Below are 17,338 nucleotides of genomic sequence, written 5' to 3' on the forward strand. Positions count from 1 at the left end.
CTCACATCTAGGATGGAGACATTTTGCTGTCCACTGGTGAGGAAATTGCTCAAGCATCCTGACTTTCTCTCTGTCTAAAGTGATAAAAGAGGGATAAGACGGATTGGCCTCGTTGAATTTGGCCTACCAGAGATTCAGGAGCATCAACACTCAGTCTTAGATGACCGCTGCGTTCTAACTTCACAATTGATTCACCGGGACCTGCCATTGCCCCCACTTCGGTGTATTTATGTGTGATCACGCCTGTGAAGGGGGCAATCACAGTCCCATAGTCAAGGTTGGCTTGAGTTTGTTTCACTTGGGCCTGAGCTTGTTCAACTTGGGCTTGAGCCTGACGGATTTGAGCTTGGGCCTGAACCACGGCAGCCTGGGCTTGCTTCACTGTCGTGCGGGATTGAGTTAGTCCAGCTTTCGCTTGACTGATACGAGCCTGAATCACCGACAAGCGCGTATTCGCCTCATCCAAACGAGATTGACTTACAGCCCCTTCTAGCCTTAGCATCACCATCCTTTGTTGATAGAGCTGGGCATCTGCGAGTTCGGCTTGCGCTTCGGTCAGTTGAGCTTGAGCCTCTTGGACACGAGCTTGGGCCTGACTTTTTTGCGCTTGGGCGGTCAGTTTCGCTGAGTGGGCAATACTGACTGCTGATTGCGCTTGAGGAATTGCCGCAGTGGCTTGCTGCTGTTGGGCTTGAATATCGCGGACATCGATTTCGGCGATCCGTTGTCCTGCTTGAACGATATCTCCTTCGCGCACCGTCAGTTGACGAATTTGGCCCATCACTCGACTAGTAAGAGTAACCGATTCAGATGATTCAACGGTGCCCGTAAGGATTCGATCTATCGCTATGGGTTGCCGAGTTGCGATCGCAGTCTTCACGACCATCGGCGAATGCGCAGCAACCATCGGTGTCTCTCGGGATAGACGTAGATTAAAAACCCACCAGGCTGCTCCACTTGATACCGCCAAAAGCAATGCTAAAGCGCTCCAGCGTGGAAGTCTCGGCCACGCCCCTATTCTTTGAGTCAAAACATCGATCACAATGACTCCATACCCTCCATATCAGCAGTATTGGTAAAAAAATCTACCTTTCTTAGATTCTGAGATAGTGCTAGAAATCTCTTGGTCAACTGAAAAGCATAAAGCGCTAGCTCGCTGAGTAAGTTGATCCATCCCAGGGGAATCAACATGCATGCCTGTTGAAAGAGCGCGCTAGCCCTCAGTGGCTCAGGACGTCCTCGCGTACCGGGTCAGGTTCCGTTGAAGGAACGGCCTCTAACAAAGACAAACCCGCGGCCCGAAGCCCCAAGCGTTCAAACCAAGGGACGGCAGCTCCCCAGCGCATTTTGGCTAGAAAATAGCGTTCAAATGCTGTTTTTAACCAACCCACCCAACGCCCCCCTAGGGTAATGGCGCGGCGTCGCCGTCCCGTCACTGGATCGGGCAGAACGGGGTCCGCCAAAAAGAGTAATCCTGTATCTCCAAAGTCCGCAAAGCAGATGGCTTCCAAGGTGGGGGTAACAGGCTGATCTGAGATGGCCCCTAAGGCCAGGGCAATATTATGAGCCACTGCCATTCCCATTGCTTCAACCATTTGTCCAGTTTTTGGCACTCCGATTGCTATCGGAGTTACCTCTGGTGGAGCCAATTGGGTGATGACACCTGCACTAAATACTGAGGGAAAAACAGGATGCTGATAGGTGGGCAATACGGGCAGAAACCCCTTGGAATCCCCTAACCCCGCTGTTTCACGAACAAAGCCAGGTCCTCGAAACGAAGGCAGCAACATAGCGTAATGGAAGGGCACCGCATCGCCATTGGCCAGAATAATCTCCTGGGGTGTGACGGAGTCGATGGCGGTATTCTCCAAAACTGCCACGTCTCTGGCCGCCATCAACTCCGTCACGAGCTGGCTAGAATTTGCCATGCCGCCAATCCCCAAATGCCCCGCATAGGGTTCCGGCGTCACAAAGGTAAGAGGAACTTGATCTCGCAACCCTCGCTGGCGAAGGGTGAAATCAGCTAATAAGGCAAACTCATAGGCAGGGCCAAAACAGCTTGCTCCCGGCACAGCACCCACCACTAAAGGACCTGGATTCTGTAAAAAATTTTGCCAAGCACTGTTGGCCATTAAAGCATGGTGAGGATTGCAAACCGACTGGGTAAAGCCTCGATCGGGCCCCAGGCCGGATACTGTATCCAAGGCTAACTCGGCTCCGGTGGCAATGACGACGTAGTCATAGGCCAAAGACTGAGACTCTGTATAAACAGTTTGAGTCTGAGGATTCAGATGAACCACCGCTTCAGGAAGCCATCTTATTCCCTGTTGAATCACCAACTCCTCCAGTTCTAACTGAATCTTAGCCAAGGGGGTCAACCCCAGCGCTACCCAAGGGAGGGATGGAATAAATGTGAATTTAGAGGTATTGGAGATCAGGGTAATTTGATGCTGGCTAGGTAACAGATACCTCAACTCGTAGGCAGTCGGCAATCCTGCCAATCCTGCTCCAATGACAACAATATGAGCCATATATAAGCCTCTCAAAGGTCGGTCTGAAAAGGATTTCAATTAAAAAATCGCACAGGTTGAAGGCTGCTAGCCTCCTTCTAAATCTCCATAGGCTTGGAGCAAGCGGGTTGTACTAGATAGGTCACTGCAAGCAGCACTAGAGATAAAACAAGACCTGAGCTTTGATACTAATCATTCGATTCTAAGCTAATCTTCAATATATAACTAAATAGCAATATAGTCAAATTTAATTTCATCAGGCCATTCCTGCTTGCAGCATCAACTCCGCTTTCACCAGAGGATGCTGTTGATGAATCTGAAGGAGGCTGATCTGAACATAGAAAGGTCTTGAAGTTCATAAAAGATACTCTAAGAGAATTTTCTTTGGCCCAAACAGCCGTCAAATTCAACGTCTAAACAGCTCAACAAAGAATAAAGTTGGCAAGGCTTACAGGATGTCATTCAAAGAATATATTGTTTTAATTACTATATAGCTATATATTGATTAATATCATCTTACTTCTCACTCTACAAATCTAGGAGGCAAAAAAGATGACCAAAAATCTGGGTCTAATGGATCGCCTGTTTCGAATAGGTTTGGGTGGATTACTACTTTATTTAGGATTAGGCACCTATAGCGGCTCAACCCTCGGTATGGGGTTAGCGATCGCAGCCGCAATTCCAACCTTTATCGCCTTACTGGGGTTCTGTCCGATTTATCGATTGTTGGGGATTCACACTCATGCTCGTCAACTTTCCCGATAACTCTGCCCACCCTCAGCTCGGAGAATCTCTATGAACGAGAGTTTATCTATTTCTCAGCCCTCTCTCTCCCGGCGACGGTTTCTCAATTTCTTGACCGGGTCGGCAGTAGCCATCACGGCAGGTGCAAACCTCTATCCCATCAGTCGTGCTTTTGTCCCCCCAAACTCCGTCAAAGGGGATGGTCGGGTTCTAGCAAAGGATGCCCTGGGCAACCCCATCCCCACTAGCCAACTCTTGGCAGAACCGCCTGGTACTCGTGCCCTCGTGGCAGGACTAGATAGTGAACCGACCTATTTAACCCTGACGACCACAAGCCAAATTGAGGATCGGGGCATCGTCGATAACTGCACCCATCTAGGCTGCACATTTCCTTGGAATGGTGCTGCCGATCAATTCCAATGTCCTTGTCACGGATCTCGCTTTGCAGCCGATGGTGCTGTGGTGCGCGGCCCTGCCGATCGGCCCCTCAAGTTGGTGCATATCCAAGTTGAAGGTGAACAAATCTGGATTTTGCCCTGGACCGAGCTTGACCCACGCACCGGCGACCGTCCTTGGTAGGTCAAAGCGGATACCTTTGATGACCACCCTACACCGAAAAATCTTATGCAATATACCCTTCAAATTAGTGAACAGCTCTCGGTCGCTATGATCCAGCCAACCCCGGACCAGATTCAAGATGCGGCCCAACTGGGGTTTAAGTCTGTATTAAATTTGCGATCGCCCCAGGAAGACGGCTTTCTCATCAATGAGTCCCAACTCGTGCAAAGCGCAGGCATGAACTATGCCAATCTACCCATTAATCCAGCAGACCTCTCAGAGGCCACGGCTGAACAAGTGTTGACGATCATAGATCAGCTATCCAAACCCATTCTCTTGCATTGCAAAGGAGGGTTGCGCTCTGGTGCGATGGCATTGCTCTACGAAGCCGTTCATCAGCAATGGACCACAGACCAGCTATTGGCCCAAGTTCACAAACTGGACTTGCCCCTAGCCGAACACCCCCAACTGCTGCACTTTATCCAAGACTACGTTGACGCCCAACCCCTTGGCACCGTGGCCTAGCGCCATCACCACTTACCATCATTTCTCACCCCAGTGCTATTTCTACGACTATGAATAACTATCATTCACACCGCGCCTCGGTGACTCAGGTTTCGCCGTTGGCCTACACCAAACTTACGCCACCCCCGCTGCTACTGGATGTTCGCAGTGCCGGAGAATACAGAGCAGAACATATCCCTAATGCCATTAATCTCAGTTTATTACGCCTGCTCATCGGCCAACTCCCCATCATCAACCGCTGGGTCCTTCCTGATTGGTTTCAAGCTTTATCTAAGGACCAGCCCATAGTGGTGGTGTGTCTAACATCCCATCGTAGTCCCCTGGCAGCAGCCCAATTGCTCAGGACTGGGTTCACTCAGGTATTCAATTTATCAGGTGGCATGCACCGTTGGCGTCAGTGCGGTTTCAACACGATTTCGGGTTATCCATCTGGCTTTACAGTCACGACTCAAGGAGACTTAAGACCAAAACCCAATACTTAATCTCAACTCCATCATGCAAACGGGAGCAATAGCTATGTCTACTACGTTTCAAACTCCATCGAGATTACCCACTGTTTCAGCCTGGGACCAATTTTGTGAGTGGATTACCAGTACCCACAATCGACTCTATGTTGGTTGGTTTGGCCTACTGATGATTCCATCCCTACTCGTCTCAGCCATAACCTTCATGCTCGCCTGGGTGGCAGCCCCTTCCGTTGATATGGAAGGTATTCGTGAACCTATTATCGGTTCTCTTCTGGGTGAAAGTAATGTGATTACTGCTACGGTGATACCTACTTCAGCCGCAATAGGTTTACACCTAATACCCCTTATGGGAAGCTACATCGATTGATGAGTGGCTCTACAACGGAGGGCCTTATCAACTGATCATCTTGCATTTTTTGATCACTATTTGGACCTATCTGGGGCGACAGTGGGAGTTGAGCTATCGTCTGGGTATGCGTCCCTGGATTGCTATGGCTTTTTCTGCCCCAGTTGCTGCTGCCACGGCAGTACTACTGGTATACCCAATGGGACAAGGAAGCTTCTCCGAAGGTTTACCCCTAGGCATTTCCGGCACCTTCCACTTTATGATGGCAGTTCAAGCGGAACATAATATCTTGATGCATCCGTTTCATATGTTGGGGGTAGTCGGTGTCTTTGGTGGAGCCTTCCTCAGTGCCATGCATGGCTCTTTAGTCACTTCCAGCTTGGTTCAGGAAACCTCTAGCCTGGAATCTGTAAATACAGGATATAAATTTGGCCAACAGGAAGCCACCTATAATCTACTCGCAGGACATACTGGGTATCTAGGACGCCTGTTTATCCCTGATATTGCCTTTCGGAATAGCCGTTCCATTCATTTTCTACTGGCGGTACTGCCTACGATCGGTATCTGGTTTGCCGCTTTAGGCATCGGCACGATGGCATTCAATCTGAATGGATTCAATTTCAATCACTCTCTGCTCGATAGCAGTGGACGACCCATTCGCACCGAAGCCGATCTCTTGAATCGGGCCACGATGGGACTACAGGTGATGCATTCAATCAATGCCCATAACTTCCCCTTAACGCTAGCTTCAACCGAGTCTATGGAAATTCCTACGATTCCGACAATGAAGAGCTAAGAGCACGTTGAGAAGGAGATTGCTTCAGTCTCAATCTACTGAGCAATCTTCCTCCATGCTACTGAATATAGTCAATCTGTCTAACGATGCCAGGGAACACTTTCTAGCAGCTAAAAAAATCTTAAGCCCTTGGCTCTCAACACTTATCTTCAAAGAAAAGTGTTACCCTTGTCTGGACTGTGACATATTTCATTGATGACCTACAGCGAGAAGGCACTGGTCTATTAACAGGGCACACATCTAAAACCTTTATTAGTTATGAGTTCTAACATGCTAAGCGGGCGTGAACAAAATCCCATCTCCATGGCTAGTGTGGTTTGCTTACTGAGGCCCCAATGGGGTCTCACCCAGTTATGAATCAGTCGTTGTACGTCTAGCACTCGCTGTAACGCCGACCGCTTCTTAGCGTAGAGATTCTGCCGCCTTCGATAAGCACTACATCGTCTTCTCAAGGCAGCATTGTGAGCCTCGTTGTGATTGGCATGGACCTCAGACGCTGGACTGATAGCGGTAAAGGGATGCTCTGCTTTCACCCACTCTACTCGCCGATTTCCCTGAGACCCTTTAACTTTCATCGCGACTTCTAATCCTTCTCGCCAAACCTTGCGATGCCCATACTCAGGGTGACACTCCTCACCTTTGAGATAGACACTGGCGAGTTGCCAAAGCTCTTGTCCATAAAGTTTTTCACCATCGGTAAACCATCGAATCCCATCACAGGCTTTGACCCACTCCCAAGCCAAGTGAACGCCATTTGCAAAAAGTTGTGCATCTTTGAGGCCTGCTTGTGCTGTCAACCAATAGCGGCTCTCACGTTCAAGGAAGTGGATGGTCCAGCCCTGGGACTGGCTGGAGGGGAAGATTTTTGCCTACACGAGTGTAAACTTCATCCCCTTCTACCGTCACATCAGAGCCTGCTGGAGCTGGGGGTGACCAGTTCTTTGCTTGGTCTGCTAGGCGTTTTTCCCAACGCATAATGGTGGTATGAGATTTACCAAAGGTACGACCTGCTGCACGGACCCCCATTCCTTCGGTGCGGGCTTTGATGGCGTAGCTCACCACTGAACTAGCGGTGCGTATGCGAGCCATTGGGGTACCTGTGCGTCCGTTGAAACGTCGATTGCAATCCTTACACTGATATCGCTGAACTAATGTCCCATCTTGGAGGGAATCAAAGCCTCGTTTAAGGATCTTCTCGCTTTGACAATATGGGCATTCCATTGATCACCATCAGGTTGCATCGAAGGCATTATAGCTAGATCCTGGTAATAGACCAGTGCCCAGCGAGAACTACAAGCTGGCAAGGTTTACACTAATTCAGAAAATTAAAAACGCAACTTTCTGTTCAAATGCGACTGCTGGTCTATGATCAGAGTAGAGATCACTTTGCCTTGAAATCGATCCATCTAGATAGGGGTGAAGCCATGATGACAGTGATGAATCGAGAGGATTTTGTTGCCCAATACGCTTCAGGAAAGCGAGATTTTGCAGGGGCTAATTTGCGCGGTATTGCCCTCAGTGAGATGGATTTGAGTGCAGTGAACTTCCAAGACGTCTACTTGGCAGGGGCAGATCTAGAGTCTGTGGATCTGGGCGAAGCCAATTTGCAAGGATCTAACCTCAGAGGTGCAGACTTAGGCGGAGCTTTTTTGCAAAGTGCCAATCTCAAAGGAGCGGATCTACGAGGGGCTAATTTGATGGGGGCCGATCTGAGAGAAGCTGAATTAAGCGATGCCCGGTTAGCTGCTGCCGATTACGATCGCAATACCCATTTCCCCACAGGATTTCACCCCGAAACGGCGAAGATGCATCTGGTTGCTTAGGTTCCGAATTTCTAGAAGCCCTGATTTAGCTTGGGTTCAGGATTCAGCTAGTTTACTAGGGGATGGTCTTGCAGGTGCGGGCCTTCAGCCATCGCACCCCCTCAACCTGTTCCCTAACGTCGGCAACATCCCCCTGTAGACTCAACCACAGTGTTTATAGCAAGACTGAGCAATGGCCCAATCTTCCTGGGTCTTGATCACGATTACCCGCACCTTAGAGTCAACCGTCGCAATATCTTGATCTTCCGGAGGATGTTGATTCAGGCTCAGATTTAGCTTTAGTCCTAAAAAATCAAGTGCTTCACAGGTTTCAGCTCGTACTGAAGCAGAATGCTCTCCAATACCGCCCGTAAACACCAAAGCATCAACTCCGCCTAAGTTCATCAGCATGGACCCCAAACAAGCTTTCAAGCGATGGAGATATAAGTCTCGCGCTAGCTTAGCTTGGGCATTGCCTTGAGCAATAGCCTGCTCAATCTCCCGCAGGTCATGGGAAATCCCGGATATTCCCTTTAAACCAGAGGCTTTATTAAGCATGTGATCTAGCTGATCGGCATCATATCCTTGCCGTATCAGATGAATTAAAATCCCTGGATCAATTGACCCCGAACGCGTGCCCATCATCAATCCTTCTAGGGGGGTAAAGCCCATCGAGGTGTCGATACTCTGACCTTGTTTAACCGCTGTCAGAGATGCTCCATTTCCCAAATGACAAATAATCAGGCGGTCCACCCCTTGGCCCAGAATTTCTGCTGTTCGCTGCGTGCAGTATTGATGACTAATGCCATGAAACCCATATCGGCGAATGCCTTGTTGTTGCCAAGCATAAGGACCTGGATAAATAGCAGCAACCTCAGGAAGATGACTGTGAAAGGCCGTATCGAAGACGGCCACTTGGCGAACATGGCCCAACAGCTGTTCGATTAGCTCAATGCCTTCTAAGTTGGCTGGATTATGGTTGGGGGCTAAGGGAATCAGATCTGCGATCGCAGTTTTAACCTCCGATGTCACCACCACACTGGACTGATAGTCTTGTCCCCCATGCACCACACGATGGCCTACTACATCAATGTGCTGTGCGGTTTGGATAACTTGGGTAGGTCCATGCCATAGGGTGGTTAAAAGATGAGAGAGCGCGTCGGCGCGTGACACATCAGATAGGTCTTGTTCCAGATTTTCTCGTTTGGTTTTGACTTTTAACAAGGCATGATTGGGGTCATGCCAATCCAGTTGAGCTTCCCAAAGCGGCGGTGGTGGATGGTCGGGGAGAGACCCTTCAATCGCGTAAAGGCAACATTTGTGGCTGCTAGAACCGGCATTGAGAACTAAAATCTTCATGATCTGGCCCACAGATGGCTGGTAACGAGCAAACTGGGCTTGAGGACGAGACTACTCCGCTTCAATCTCGGAAACCCGGAGTTTGCGAAGGGTGGCCATATTCTTTGCCACATTTTCCTGCATCCGCTGAAGAATATTGTTGAGAAATTCCATCGCCCGCTCAATATAGGGGCCTTTGTTGAGCATGACGCATTCGGCTCGACTGCCCATCGCTGCATCCGTAACCTCCGCCCGTGACGGTAGGCCTCCCTTCGCCAGGGACTCTAGGACCTGGGTTGCCCAGATAACAGGAACATGGGCCGCTTGGCACAACAGCAAAATTTGCTCCTGCACTTCCGACATCCGCTCAAAGCCCACCTCAACTCCCAAGTCGCCCCGCGCAATCATCACGGCCACAGACCGACGCTGCATGGCAGCCAGCAATAGTTTGGGTAAATTCTCAAACCCAAGTCGGGTTTCAATTTTGAGAATAATGCCTAAGTCTGTTGCCCCTAATTGATCGAGCTTTTGCACCAGATGTTCTACATCCTCTGGAGACTGGACAAAGGAGAGGGCCACTAAGTCCCCCTGTTGGGCCACAAAGCTGAGATCGTTGATATCCTTGGGGGTGAGGGCTGGCAGGTTAAGCTGGGTGTCAGGCAGGTTGATACCCTTTTCTCCCTTGAGCTTGGCGATTCCTTTGACTGCAGAAACAATTTCCACCCTCAGTTCAGTCTCACTAACCGTTTGAATCAGCCCCTCAATCTTGCCATCGTCAAAAAAGATCCGTTCTCCCGGCTTCACATCCTGGAACACTTGGGATAAGGTACAGCCCACATGGGCAGGCTGCAGAACCTGTCCGGCGGCATCTAAGATGGCGGGCTGGCCTAGAATATCACCCCGAAGAATGCGCAGGACATCTCCAGGTTGGAGGGTGAGGTTGTTTTCAAGGGCAGGAAGCTGATCAATCTTACCCCTTACGGTCTGATGACGCTGAATCTCAAAGGGCAGTCCTGAAGTGATATAGCCGGTGCGATCGCATTCACATAAACAGCCATTGTCCCTCACCTCCACTACCGATAAGCGGCGGCGACGGTGACGGGCGTCCATAAGCTGAATCGTATCCCCCACTTGAGCTGAGATAGGGGACTGAATCGGAATGGTGATGCAATCTAAGTCAACAGTCTGGGAGGGTGTTGAGCTCAACCAGAGCCGTGCCGGTTGCACGATTCGCCCCAGACGATCTCGGTGGGGCTGCCATTTGATAACTTCAACATCAGGGGCCAAAGCCTCGGTTCTCAGTTTGGGACCGGCCAAATCAAAAGAAACTTTGCAGGACAGTCCCAAGTCCGCTTCTGCTTGTCGCAGATGCTGAATCATTCGCAGCCAAGCATCAGGACCATCATGGGCACAGTTAATCCGCATAATATCCATTCCGGCGGCCAAGAAGCGGCGAATCAGGGCCGGATCTTCTGCTGCTGCCGTGGGCATCGTCACCATGATCCGAGTGGCCCGCTGTTCAGGTTTAGGCCCTAGGGCCGTGAGGGTATGTTCCACCAGAAGAGCCTGACCATTGGCAAAGGTCACAGGGGTCGGGGCTTGAAGTTGAGGAGGCATCGCTCGTTCCACCAGCCGATGCAAGGCAATCAGGACGGCATTGAGAGAGGCCATCACGTGCAGTTCGGTTAACCCCAAGGAACTGAGGCCCAGGTGGCTGAGTTCAAGCTGCAGCTCACGGATATCATGGCGGCGCAGTGCCAGATAGTGTAGGAGATTACGTGCACTATTGCGATGAGAGGGAGTGGTGCGCTGGAGGGCAATTTCAAAATCCTGCTCAAGGGCCAAGGCACGCGTTTTGAGCTGCTCCAGCGCCCGAATGGCACTCTCAATGCGCGGAGCATCGATATTATTCACAGACTCCAACATAGGGCCAGGTCCAGTTGACAATCTCATCCTGGTCCTTACCATGCTCATGGGCATAGGCTAAGCATTCGATGATCTTGTTTCGCATCCGTTCCTTGGCATGACCCGCTGCGGACCCCAGCTTTGGCACCCGATCAATCACATCAATCACCAGGTTAAAGCGATCCACCTCATTTTTTATCGCTAACTCCAGGGGGGTATTAATATTACCCTGCTCCTTATAGCCCCGCACATGAATACGCTCTTGGTGAGAACGGCGATAGACCAACTTATGGATCAGCCAGGGATAGCCATGAAAGTTAAAAATGATTGGTTTATCCGGCGTAAACAGGGAATCGAAGTCCCGATCGGATAACCCGTGGGGATGTTCGCCTTCAGACACTAACTTAAATAGGTCCACCACATTGACAAAGCGGACCTTCAGCCAAGGAAATTCTTCCCGCAGGATAGCCGTTGCGGCTAGGGCTTCCATAGTGGGAATATCGCCACAGGAGGCCATCACCACATCGGGTTCATCGGGTTCAGTGCCACAGTCATCATTGCTGGCCCAGTCCCAAATGCCGATGCCCTTGGTGCAGTGGGCAACTGCTTCATCGATGGATAGATACTGTAAATGTTTCTGCTTATCCGAAATGATCACATTGATATAGTCCACACTCCGGAAGCAGTGATCGGCGACCGACAGCAAACAGTTAGCATCCGGTGGAAAGTAAAGCCGCACCACATCTGGACTTTTGTTGGTGACCAAGTCCACATAGCCTGGATCCTGGTGACTAAAGCCATTATGGTCCTGACGCCAGACCAAGGAGGAGAGCAAAATATTTAACGACGATACCGACCGTCGCCAAGGAACATGATTGCGGCAGATATCTAGCCACTTCGCATGTTGATTAAACATGGAGTCAACGACATGGGCAAAGGCTTCATAGGTATGGAACAGGCCATGGCGTCCGGTTAATAAATAGGTTTCTAACCAGCCCTGTAGCGTATGCTCACTGAGCATTTCCATCACCCGACCGTCCCGAGACAGTTCGGTCCCATCTTCGTCTTCTGGATATAGGTCTGCCATCCAGACTTTTTTGGTGACTTGATACACATCTTGAAGGCGATTGGAGGCCGTTTCATCGGGACCCATTAACCGAAAGTTGTTGGGATTCTTGCGGATAATTTCCCGCATAAATATCCCTAAAGCCTTGGTATTTTCAAAGGCGACGGTACCATGCTGCTCCCCAATATCAATTGCCAGATCGTAAAAACTGGGAAGTTTTAGGGCCTTACGCAATAAACCCCCATTGGCATGGGGATTCGATCCCATACGCCGATCACCAATCGGGGCCAGTGCTTTTAACTCGGGAATCAAGGTTCCGTTCTCGTCAAATAGGTCTTCCGGCTTATAGCTGCGCATCCATTCTTCTAGCTTTCGCAGATGATCGGGGTTGTCCTGCATACCGCCCATGGGAACTTGGTGGGATCGCCAAAAATCTTCGACTTTTTTGCCATCCACCTCTTTAGGACCCGTCCAGCCCTTCGGAGTTCGCAGCACAATCATGGGCCAGCGGGGGCGCTCCAGGGTGCCATCAATGCGGGCCTCTCGCTGCACTTTTTTGATTTTGAGAATGCATTCCTCCATCACGGCTGCCATCTTTTGATGCATTTCCGCCGGATTCTTGCCTTCGACAAAATAAGGCGTGTAGCCATAGCCTCGGAATAAATACTCCAACTCCTCATGGGAGATGCGGGCCAGGAGGGTGGGGTTAGCAATCTTGTAGCCATTCAGGTTGAGAACGGGTAGCACTGCCCCATCCCGAGCAGGATTGATAAATTTATTGGAATGCCAAGACGTGGCGAGGGGTCCGGTCTCGGCTTCCCCATCTCCCACCACACAGGTCACAATCAGATGTGGATTGTCTAAAACGGCACCATAGGCATGGGAAACGCTGTAGCCCAGTTCACCCCCCTCGTGGATTGAGCCAGGGGTTTCAGGGGTGACATGGCTGCCAATAAAGCCAGGGAAGGAGAACTGCTTAAAGAACCGCCTCATCCCTTCTGTGTCTTCACTTTTGTCGGGGTAAATTTCGGAATAGGTGCCCTCAAGGTAGACAGGACCCAGAACACCGGGTGCACCATGCCCCGGACCCGCCATAAAGATCATATCTAGGGCATATTTTTTAATCAGCCGATTACAGTGAATATAGGTGAAGCTGAGGGCTGGAGAGGCTCCCCAGTGACCCAGTAAGCGATGTTTTACATGGGCGGATTGGAGGGGTTCTGTTAGCAGGGGATTATCGCGCAGGTAGATCATACCCACGGCAAGATAATTGCAGGCCCGCCAATAGGCATCAATATTGTGCAGCTCCAGTTCACTGAGGGGGCTGGATGAAGGGGCACTAGGAGCATGAACCATCTTTTTTGAGTCCTCCTGGGAATATGTATGCGTGTGGATCTCTGGGGCTCTATTTTGGCTTAAATTGATAGTTGCTGGAACCACCACAGTAGCTCCTAGCCTCGATTGCTCACCCTTTCTCTACAGGCGTTAAGTTGATATTACTACTGAGCAAGGCCTGGTTATGCACTTCTGCTTCCAGGGCAATCTCAGTTGCCAGGACCGTCGATGGGGATTGATTTTGATAAGCCTCTAGGTAGAGAGCTTTTAAATCGCGAATCAATGGATAGCGAGGATTGGCCCCTGTGCACTGATCGTCAAAGGCTTGTTCCGACATCAAATCCAAATGCTCAAAGAAGGTCTGCTCATCGACGGATAAGACTTCACGAATCGAGGATGGAATATCCAACTCTTGTTTCAGGTTTTCGATGGCTGTTATCAAACGCTCTACTTTTTCATCGGCGGTGGTTCCCCCTAAGTTGAGGGAATCTGCGATCGCAGCGTAGCGGCCCTTAGCCTGGGGATATTCGTACTGGGGAAAAATAGCCTGCTTAAAGGGGGCATCCGTGGCGTTATAGCGAATCACATGGGAAATCATCAGGGCATTGGCTAAGCCGTGGGGAACATGGAACGTAGACCCCAGCTTGTGGGCCAGAGAGTGGCAAATTCCTAGGAAGGCGTTGGCAAAGGCCAAGCCAGCAATCGTTGCCGCGTAGTGGACCTTTTCTCGGGCTTCTGGATCAGCACTGCCCTGATGATAGGCTCTGGGCAAGTAAGTCATTAATAAACTAATGGCTTCTAAGGCCAGTCCATCCGTAAACTCCGTTGCCAAGACCGATACATAGGCTTCCAGGGCATGGGTCAGGGCATCAACCCCACCATAGGCCGTCAGCTTTTTGGGCATATTGAGGACCAGCTCTGGATCAACGATGGCCATCGTCGGAGTCAGGGCATAGTCGGCCAAGGGATATTTAATGCCCACCCGATCATCTGTGACCACGGCAAAGGGGGTGACCTCCGATCCAGTGCCTGAGGTGGTGGGGATGGCCACTAGGATGGCTTTATTGCCTAGGGGAGGCAGCTCATAGACGCGCTTGCGGATATCCATAAACCGCATGGCCAGACCGTCAAACTCAACTTCGGGATGTTCATACATCAGCCACATCACCTTAGCTGCATCCATCGGTGACCCGCCGCCCAGGGCAATAATTACGTCGGGTTGGAAGGTATTAATCACGTCTAAGCCCCGTTGCACCGTGGACAGGTCTGGATCAGGTTCGACATCGAAAAACAGATGATGCTCTATCCCCAGTTGATCTAAGGTCTCGGTAATTTCCTTGGTTAGCCCCAGATCAAACAGTGGACGATCGGTGATAATAAAGGCCCGCTTTTTATCGGCCAGATCTCTTAAAGCCACGGGAATACAGCCATATTTAAAGTAGATTTTAGGGGGCACCCGAAACCACAGCATATTTTCCCGGCGCTCGGTGACAGTTTTGATATTGAGCAGATGCTGAACGTTGACATTGCCGGAGATGGAGTTGCCGCCCCAGGTGCCACAGCCGAGGGTCAAAGATGGATCAAGCTTAAAGTTATAGAGGTCACCGATGGCTCCTTGAGAAGAGGGGGTGTTGATCAAGACTCGGGCCGTGGCGAGTTCCGTTTCGAAAATGCGGATGCGATCGCAATTCGATGCAGCCGTATACAGCACAGAGGTATGGCCGCGACCGCCAAAGTTGACCAACTGTTTGGCTTGGTCCACAGCATCCGTAAAATCCGTAGCGCGATACATGGCCAAAATCGGTGACAACTTCTCATAGGCAAAGGGTTCGCTACTGCCAATAATGGAGACTTCACCAATTAAGACCTTATGGCCTTGGGGACCCTCAATCCCCGCTAAGTTAGCCAGTTCTGAAATAGGCTGACCCACAATAGCCGGGTTTAATTTACCGTTCTTGAGAATGGTCTGGGCAACTTTATCCTTTTCTTCAGAGGCCAGGAAGTAAGCCCCTCGCTTACAAAACTCCTGCTTGACCTGCTCGTAGACGGCCTCGGTCACCACCACCGACTGCTCGGATGCGCAGATCATGCCATTGTCAAAGGTTTTGCTCAACAAGATGGAGCTAACAGCAACTTGGATATCCGCCGTTTCATCGATGACCGCGGGAGTATTGCCCGCACCGACCCCTAAGGAGGGATGCCCCGACGAGTAGGCCGCTTTCACCATACCAGGGCCACCGGTAGCCAAAATCAGTTTGATATCGGCATGCTGCATTAGGGCTTGGGAAAGGTCCAAGGTGGGTTCATCAATCCAGCCGACGATATCTGGCGGTGCCCCAGCTTTAATGGCAGCATCGCGGATAATTTCAGCCGCTCGCACTGTGCAGTGTTTGGCCCGAGGATGGGGAGAAAAAATAATGGCGTTGCGTGTTTTGAGACAGAGCAACGCCTTAAAAATAGCGGTTGAAGTGGGGTTGGTGGTGGGGATAATCCCGGCCACAATGCCCAAGGGTTCCGCCACTTTTTGGATGCCGTAATGGGCATCCGCTGACACGACGCCGCAAGTTTTTTCCTGTTTGTACTTGTTATAGATATATTCAGACGCAAAGTGGTTTTTGATCACCTTGTCCTCAATCACTCCCATGCCCGTCTCAGCCACGGCTTGTTTAGCTAGGGGAATGCGCTCGGCATTGGCTGCGATCGCAACTTGCTTAAAGATATGGTCCACCTGCTCCTGGGTATAGGTGGCATAGGCCTCCTGGGCTTGCTTCACCCGGGCAATCAGATCTTCAAGGGAAGGGATATCGGTGACTTGAGGCTGGGGTAGAGTCGTCATCATGTGTGCTCCTTAGGTAAAGGCAATCTGGTTCAAATAGCGGGGTCAGCGGACCGATACCCCATACTCACGAAACTGTAGGCGAACCCGTTCAACTAGCTCAGGGGAGGGGGGAAGAGTCTCTTTGAGGCGGTAGTCATAGCCCAACTGCTCCCATTTGTAGGCTCCCATTTGGTGGAAGGGCAGAACTTCTACCCGCTCAACATTGGTGAGGGAAGCCACAAACTGAGCCAGACCCGCCACATTCTCACCGTCATCCGTCAGGCCTGGCACTAACACAAACCGAATCCAGGTGGGTTTGCCAATTTGATGTAGATAGCGAGCGATGCAAAGGGTGGGTTCTCGTGATACCTGGGTGACCTGGGTAAACCGCTGGGGGTCGTAGGATTTGATATCTAATACCACCAGATCGGTATATTGCAACACCTGCTGGGCGCTGGTTAGATCTGAGAAGCCGGAGGTATCTAAAGCTGTATGAATTCCTAATGCCTGACATTGGCGCATCAGTTCAGCTACAAATTCTGGCTGCAGTAAGGGCTCACCCCCACTGACGGTGACGCCGCCGCCAGACGCCTGCATATAGGATCGGTAGCGCTGGATCTCGGCCATCAAAGCCTCAACTGTCGTCACCTGTCCACCTGTTACATCTCGGCAGTCTGGGTTATGGCAGTAGAGACAGCGCAAGGGACAGCCTTGCATAAACACTACAAATCGCAGCCCTGGGCCATCGACACTACCACAAGTTTCTACAGAATGGATGCGACCTGTCAGATCAGAATTGGGAGAGGAAACCGCAAGGAGAGACGCAGGAGCTGAGATTGCTTCACCAGATGGTGACCTTTGATCCTGATGGGGCACTGAGTGATATTGCATCTTGTCTCTCCTTGCGGTTTTGTGACGCCTGGTCTATAGACCGGACGTCAGTTCTGATCGGCACTCGTTGTTTGGGCTTCAACTTGGGCAATGGCCAACCGAGTCTTAAGTACCGTATCTGGGTTGAGGCTGATGGAATCAATCCCTTCCTCCACCAAGAACTGGGCAAACTCGGGATAGTCACTGGGGGCCTGACCACAGATGCCAATTTTGCGCTCCTTAGCCTTGGCAACAGCA

General features: G+C 50.7%; 14 protein-coding genes and 1 pseudogene. 6 read left to right on the top strand and 9 right to left on the bottom strand.

The annotated features are described in order from the left end of the window. Positions 1 to 49: 49 nt before the first annotated feature. The gene (locus tag Q0991_RS00450) at positions 50 to 907 is read right to left on the bottom strand and encodes a biotin/lipoyl-binding protein (RefSeq protein ID WP_299484531.1); all 858 of its coding nucleotides are present in this window, start codon (positions 905 to 907) and stop codon (positions 50 to 52) included. Positions 908 to 1,220: 313 nt separating this feature from the next. Continuing rightward, positions 1,221 to 2,531, bottom strand: a complete 1,311-nt coding sequence (locus Q0991_RS00455; RefSeq protein ID WP_299484532.1) for an FAD/NAD(P)-binding oxidoreductase — start codon at positions 2,529 to 2,531, stop codon at positions 1,221 to 1,223. A gap of 531 nt (positions 2,532 to 3,062) precedes the next feature. On the opposite strand from Q0991_RS00455, the gene Q0991_RS00460 reads away from it, so the two are divergent. From Q0991_RS00460 to Q0991_RS00480, 5 genes and pseudogenes are all read left to right on the top strand, one after another. Further along, positions 3,063 to 3,275: a DUF2892 domain-containing protein gene (locus Q0991_RS00460; RefSeq protein ID WP_299484533.1), complete on the top strand. Its 213-nt coding sequence runs from the start codon at positions 3,063 to 3,065 to the stop codon at positions 3,273 to 3,275. 30 nt (positions 3,276 to 3,305) lie between these two features. Next, positions 3,306 to 3,833, top strand: coding sequence for a cytochrome b6-f complex iron-sulfur subunit (petC, locus tag Q0991_RS00465; RefSeq protein ID WP_299484534.1), 528 nt, complete (start codon positions 3,306 to 3,308; stop codon positions 3,831 to 3,833). 45 nt (positions 3,834 to 3,878) lie between these two features. After that, the gene (locus tag Q0991_RS00470) at positions 3,879 to 4,337 is read left to right on the top strand and encodes a protein tyrosine phosphatase family protein (protein ID WP_299484535.1); all 459 of its coding nucleotides are present in this window, start codon (positions 3,879 to 3,881) and stop codon (positions 4,335 to 4,337) included. Positions 4,338 to 4,387: 50 nt separating this feature from the next. Then, complete coding sequence (locus tag Q0991_RS00475; protein ID WP_299484536.1) at positions 4,388 to 4,819, top strand: rhodanese-like domain-containing protein; 432 nt, start codon at positions 4,388 to 4,390, stop codon at positions 4,817 to 4,819. A 34-nt stretch (positions 4,820 to 4,853) separates the two neighbouring features. After that, positions 4,854 to 5,946: pseudogene (locus Q0991_RS00480) on the top strand (Photosystem Q(B) protein 1). Between the two features lie 224 nt (positions 5,947 to 6,170). On the opposite strand, the gene Q0991_RS00485 reads toward Q0991_RS00480, so the two are convergent. Beyond that, positions 6,171 to 7,167, bottom strand: a protein-coding gene (locus Q0991_RS00485) for an IS1 family transposase (RefSeq protein ID WP_299484537.1) whose coding sequence is annotated in 2 segments (ribosomal slippage) — positions 6,171 to 6,803 and positions 6,805 to 7,167 — 996 coding nt in all. Because the reading frame shifts where the segments join, the coding sequence is not laid out codon by codon here. A gap of 128 nt (positions 7,168 to 7,295) precedes the next feature. Here Q0991_RS00485 and Q0991_RS00490 point away from each other — a divergent pair. After that, entirely contained in the window at positions 7,296 to 7,769 is a 474-nt protein-coding gene (locus Q0991_RS00490) for a pentapeptide repeat-containing protein (protein WP_366524860.1), read from the top strand. A gap of 141 nt (positions 7,770 to 7,910) precedes the next feature. Here Q0991_RS00490 and Q0991_RS00495 read toward each other — a convergent pair whose 3' ends face one another. The 6 genes from Q0991_RS00495 to Q0991_RS00520 form a co-directional block, all read right to left on the bottom strand. After that, positions 7,911 to 9,107: an acetate kinase gene (locus Q0991_RS00495; RefSeq protein WP_299484539.1), complete on the bottom strand. Its 1,197-nt coding sequence runs from the start codon at positions 9,105 to 9,107 to the stop codon at positions 7,911 to 7,913. Between the two features lie 51 nt (positions 9,108 to 9,158). Continuing rightward, positions 9,159 to 11,012 (bottom strand): pyruvate kinase, encoded by a 1,854-nt coding sequence (locus tag Q0991_RS00500; RefSeq protein WP_299484540.1) that lies wholly within the window; start codon positions 11,010 to 11,012, stop codon positions 9,159 to 9,161. Next, entirely contained in the window at positions 10,993 to 13,413 is a 2,421-nt protein-coding gene (locus tag Q0991_RS00505; RefSeq protein ID WP_299484541.1) for a phosphoketolase, read from the bottom strand. The genes Q0991_RS00500 and Q0991_RS00505 overlap by 20 nt, the downstream gene beginning before the upstream one ends. 109 nt (positions 13,414 to 13,522) lie before the next feature. Continuing rightward, entirely contained in the window at positions 13,523 to 16,228 is a 2,706-nt protein-coding gene (gene adhE, locus Q0991_RS00510; RefSeq protein WP_299484542.1) for a bifunctional acetaldehyde-CoA/alcohol dehydrogenase, read from the bottom strand. 45 nt (positions 16,229 to 16,273) lie between these two features. Beyond that, positions 16,274 to 17,101: a pyruvate formate-lyase-activating protein gene (gene pflA / locus Q0991_RS00515; protein ID WP_299484543.1), complete on the bottom strand. Its 828-nt coding sequence runs from the start codon at positions 17,099 to 17,101 to the stop codon at positions 16,274 to 16,276. 47 nt (positions 17,102 to 17,148) lie between these two features. Next, on the bottom strand, positions 17,149 to 17,338 hold a 190-nt coding region (locus Q0991_RS00520; RefSeq protein ID WP_299484544.1), incomplete at its 5' end, for a putative PEP-binding protein.

This window comes from Acaryochloris sp. IP29b_bin.137 (genome assembly GCF_028285745.1).
In the GTDB taxonomy this organism is placed as follows: domain Bacteria; phylum Cyanobacteriota; class Cyanobacteriia; order Thermosynechococcales; family Thermosynechococcaceae; genus Acaryochloris.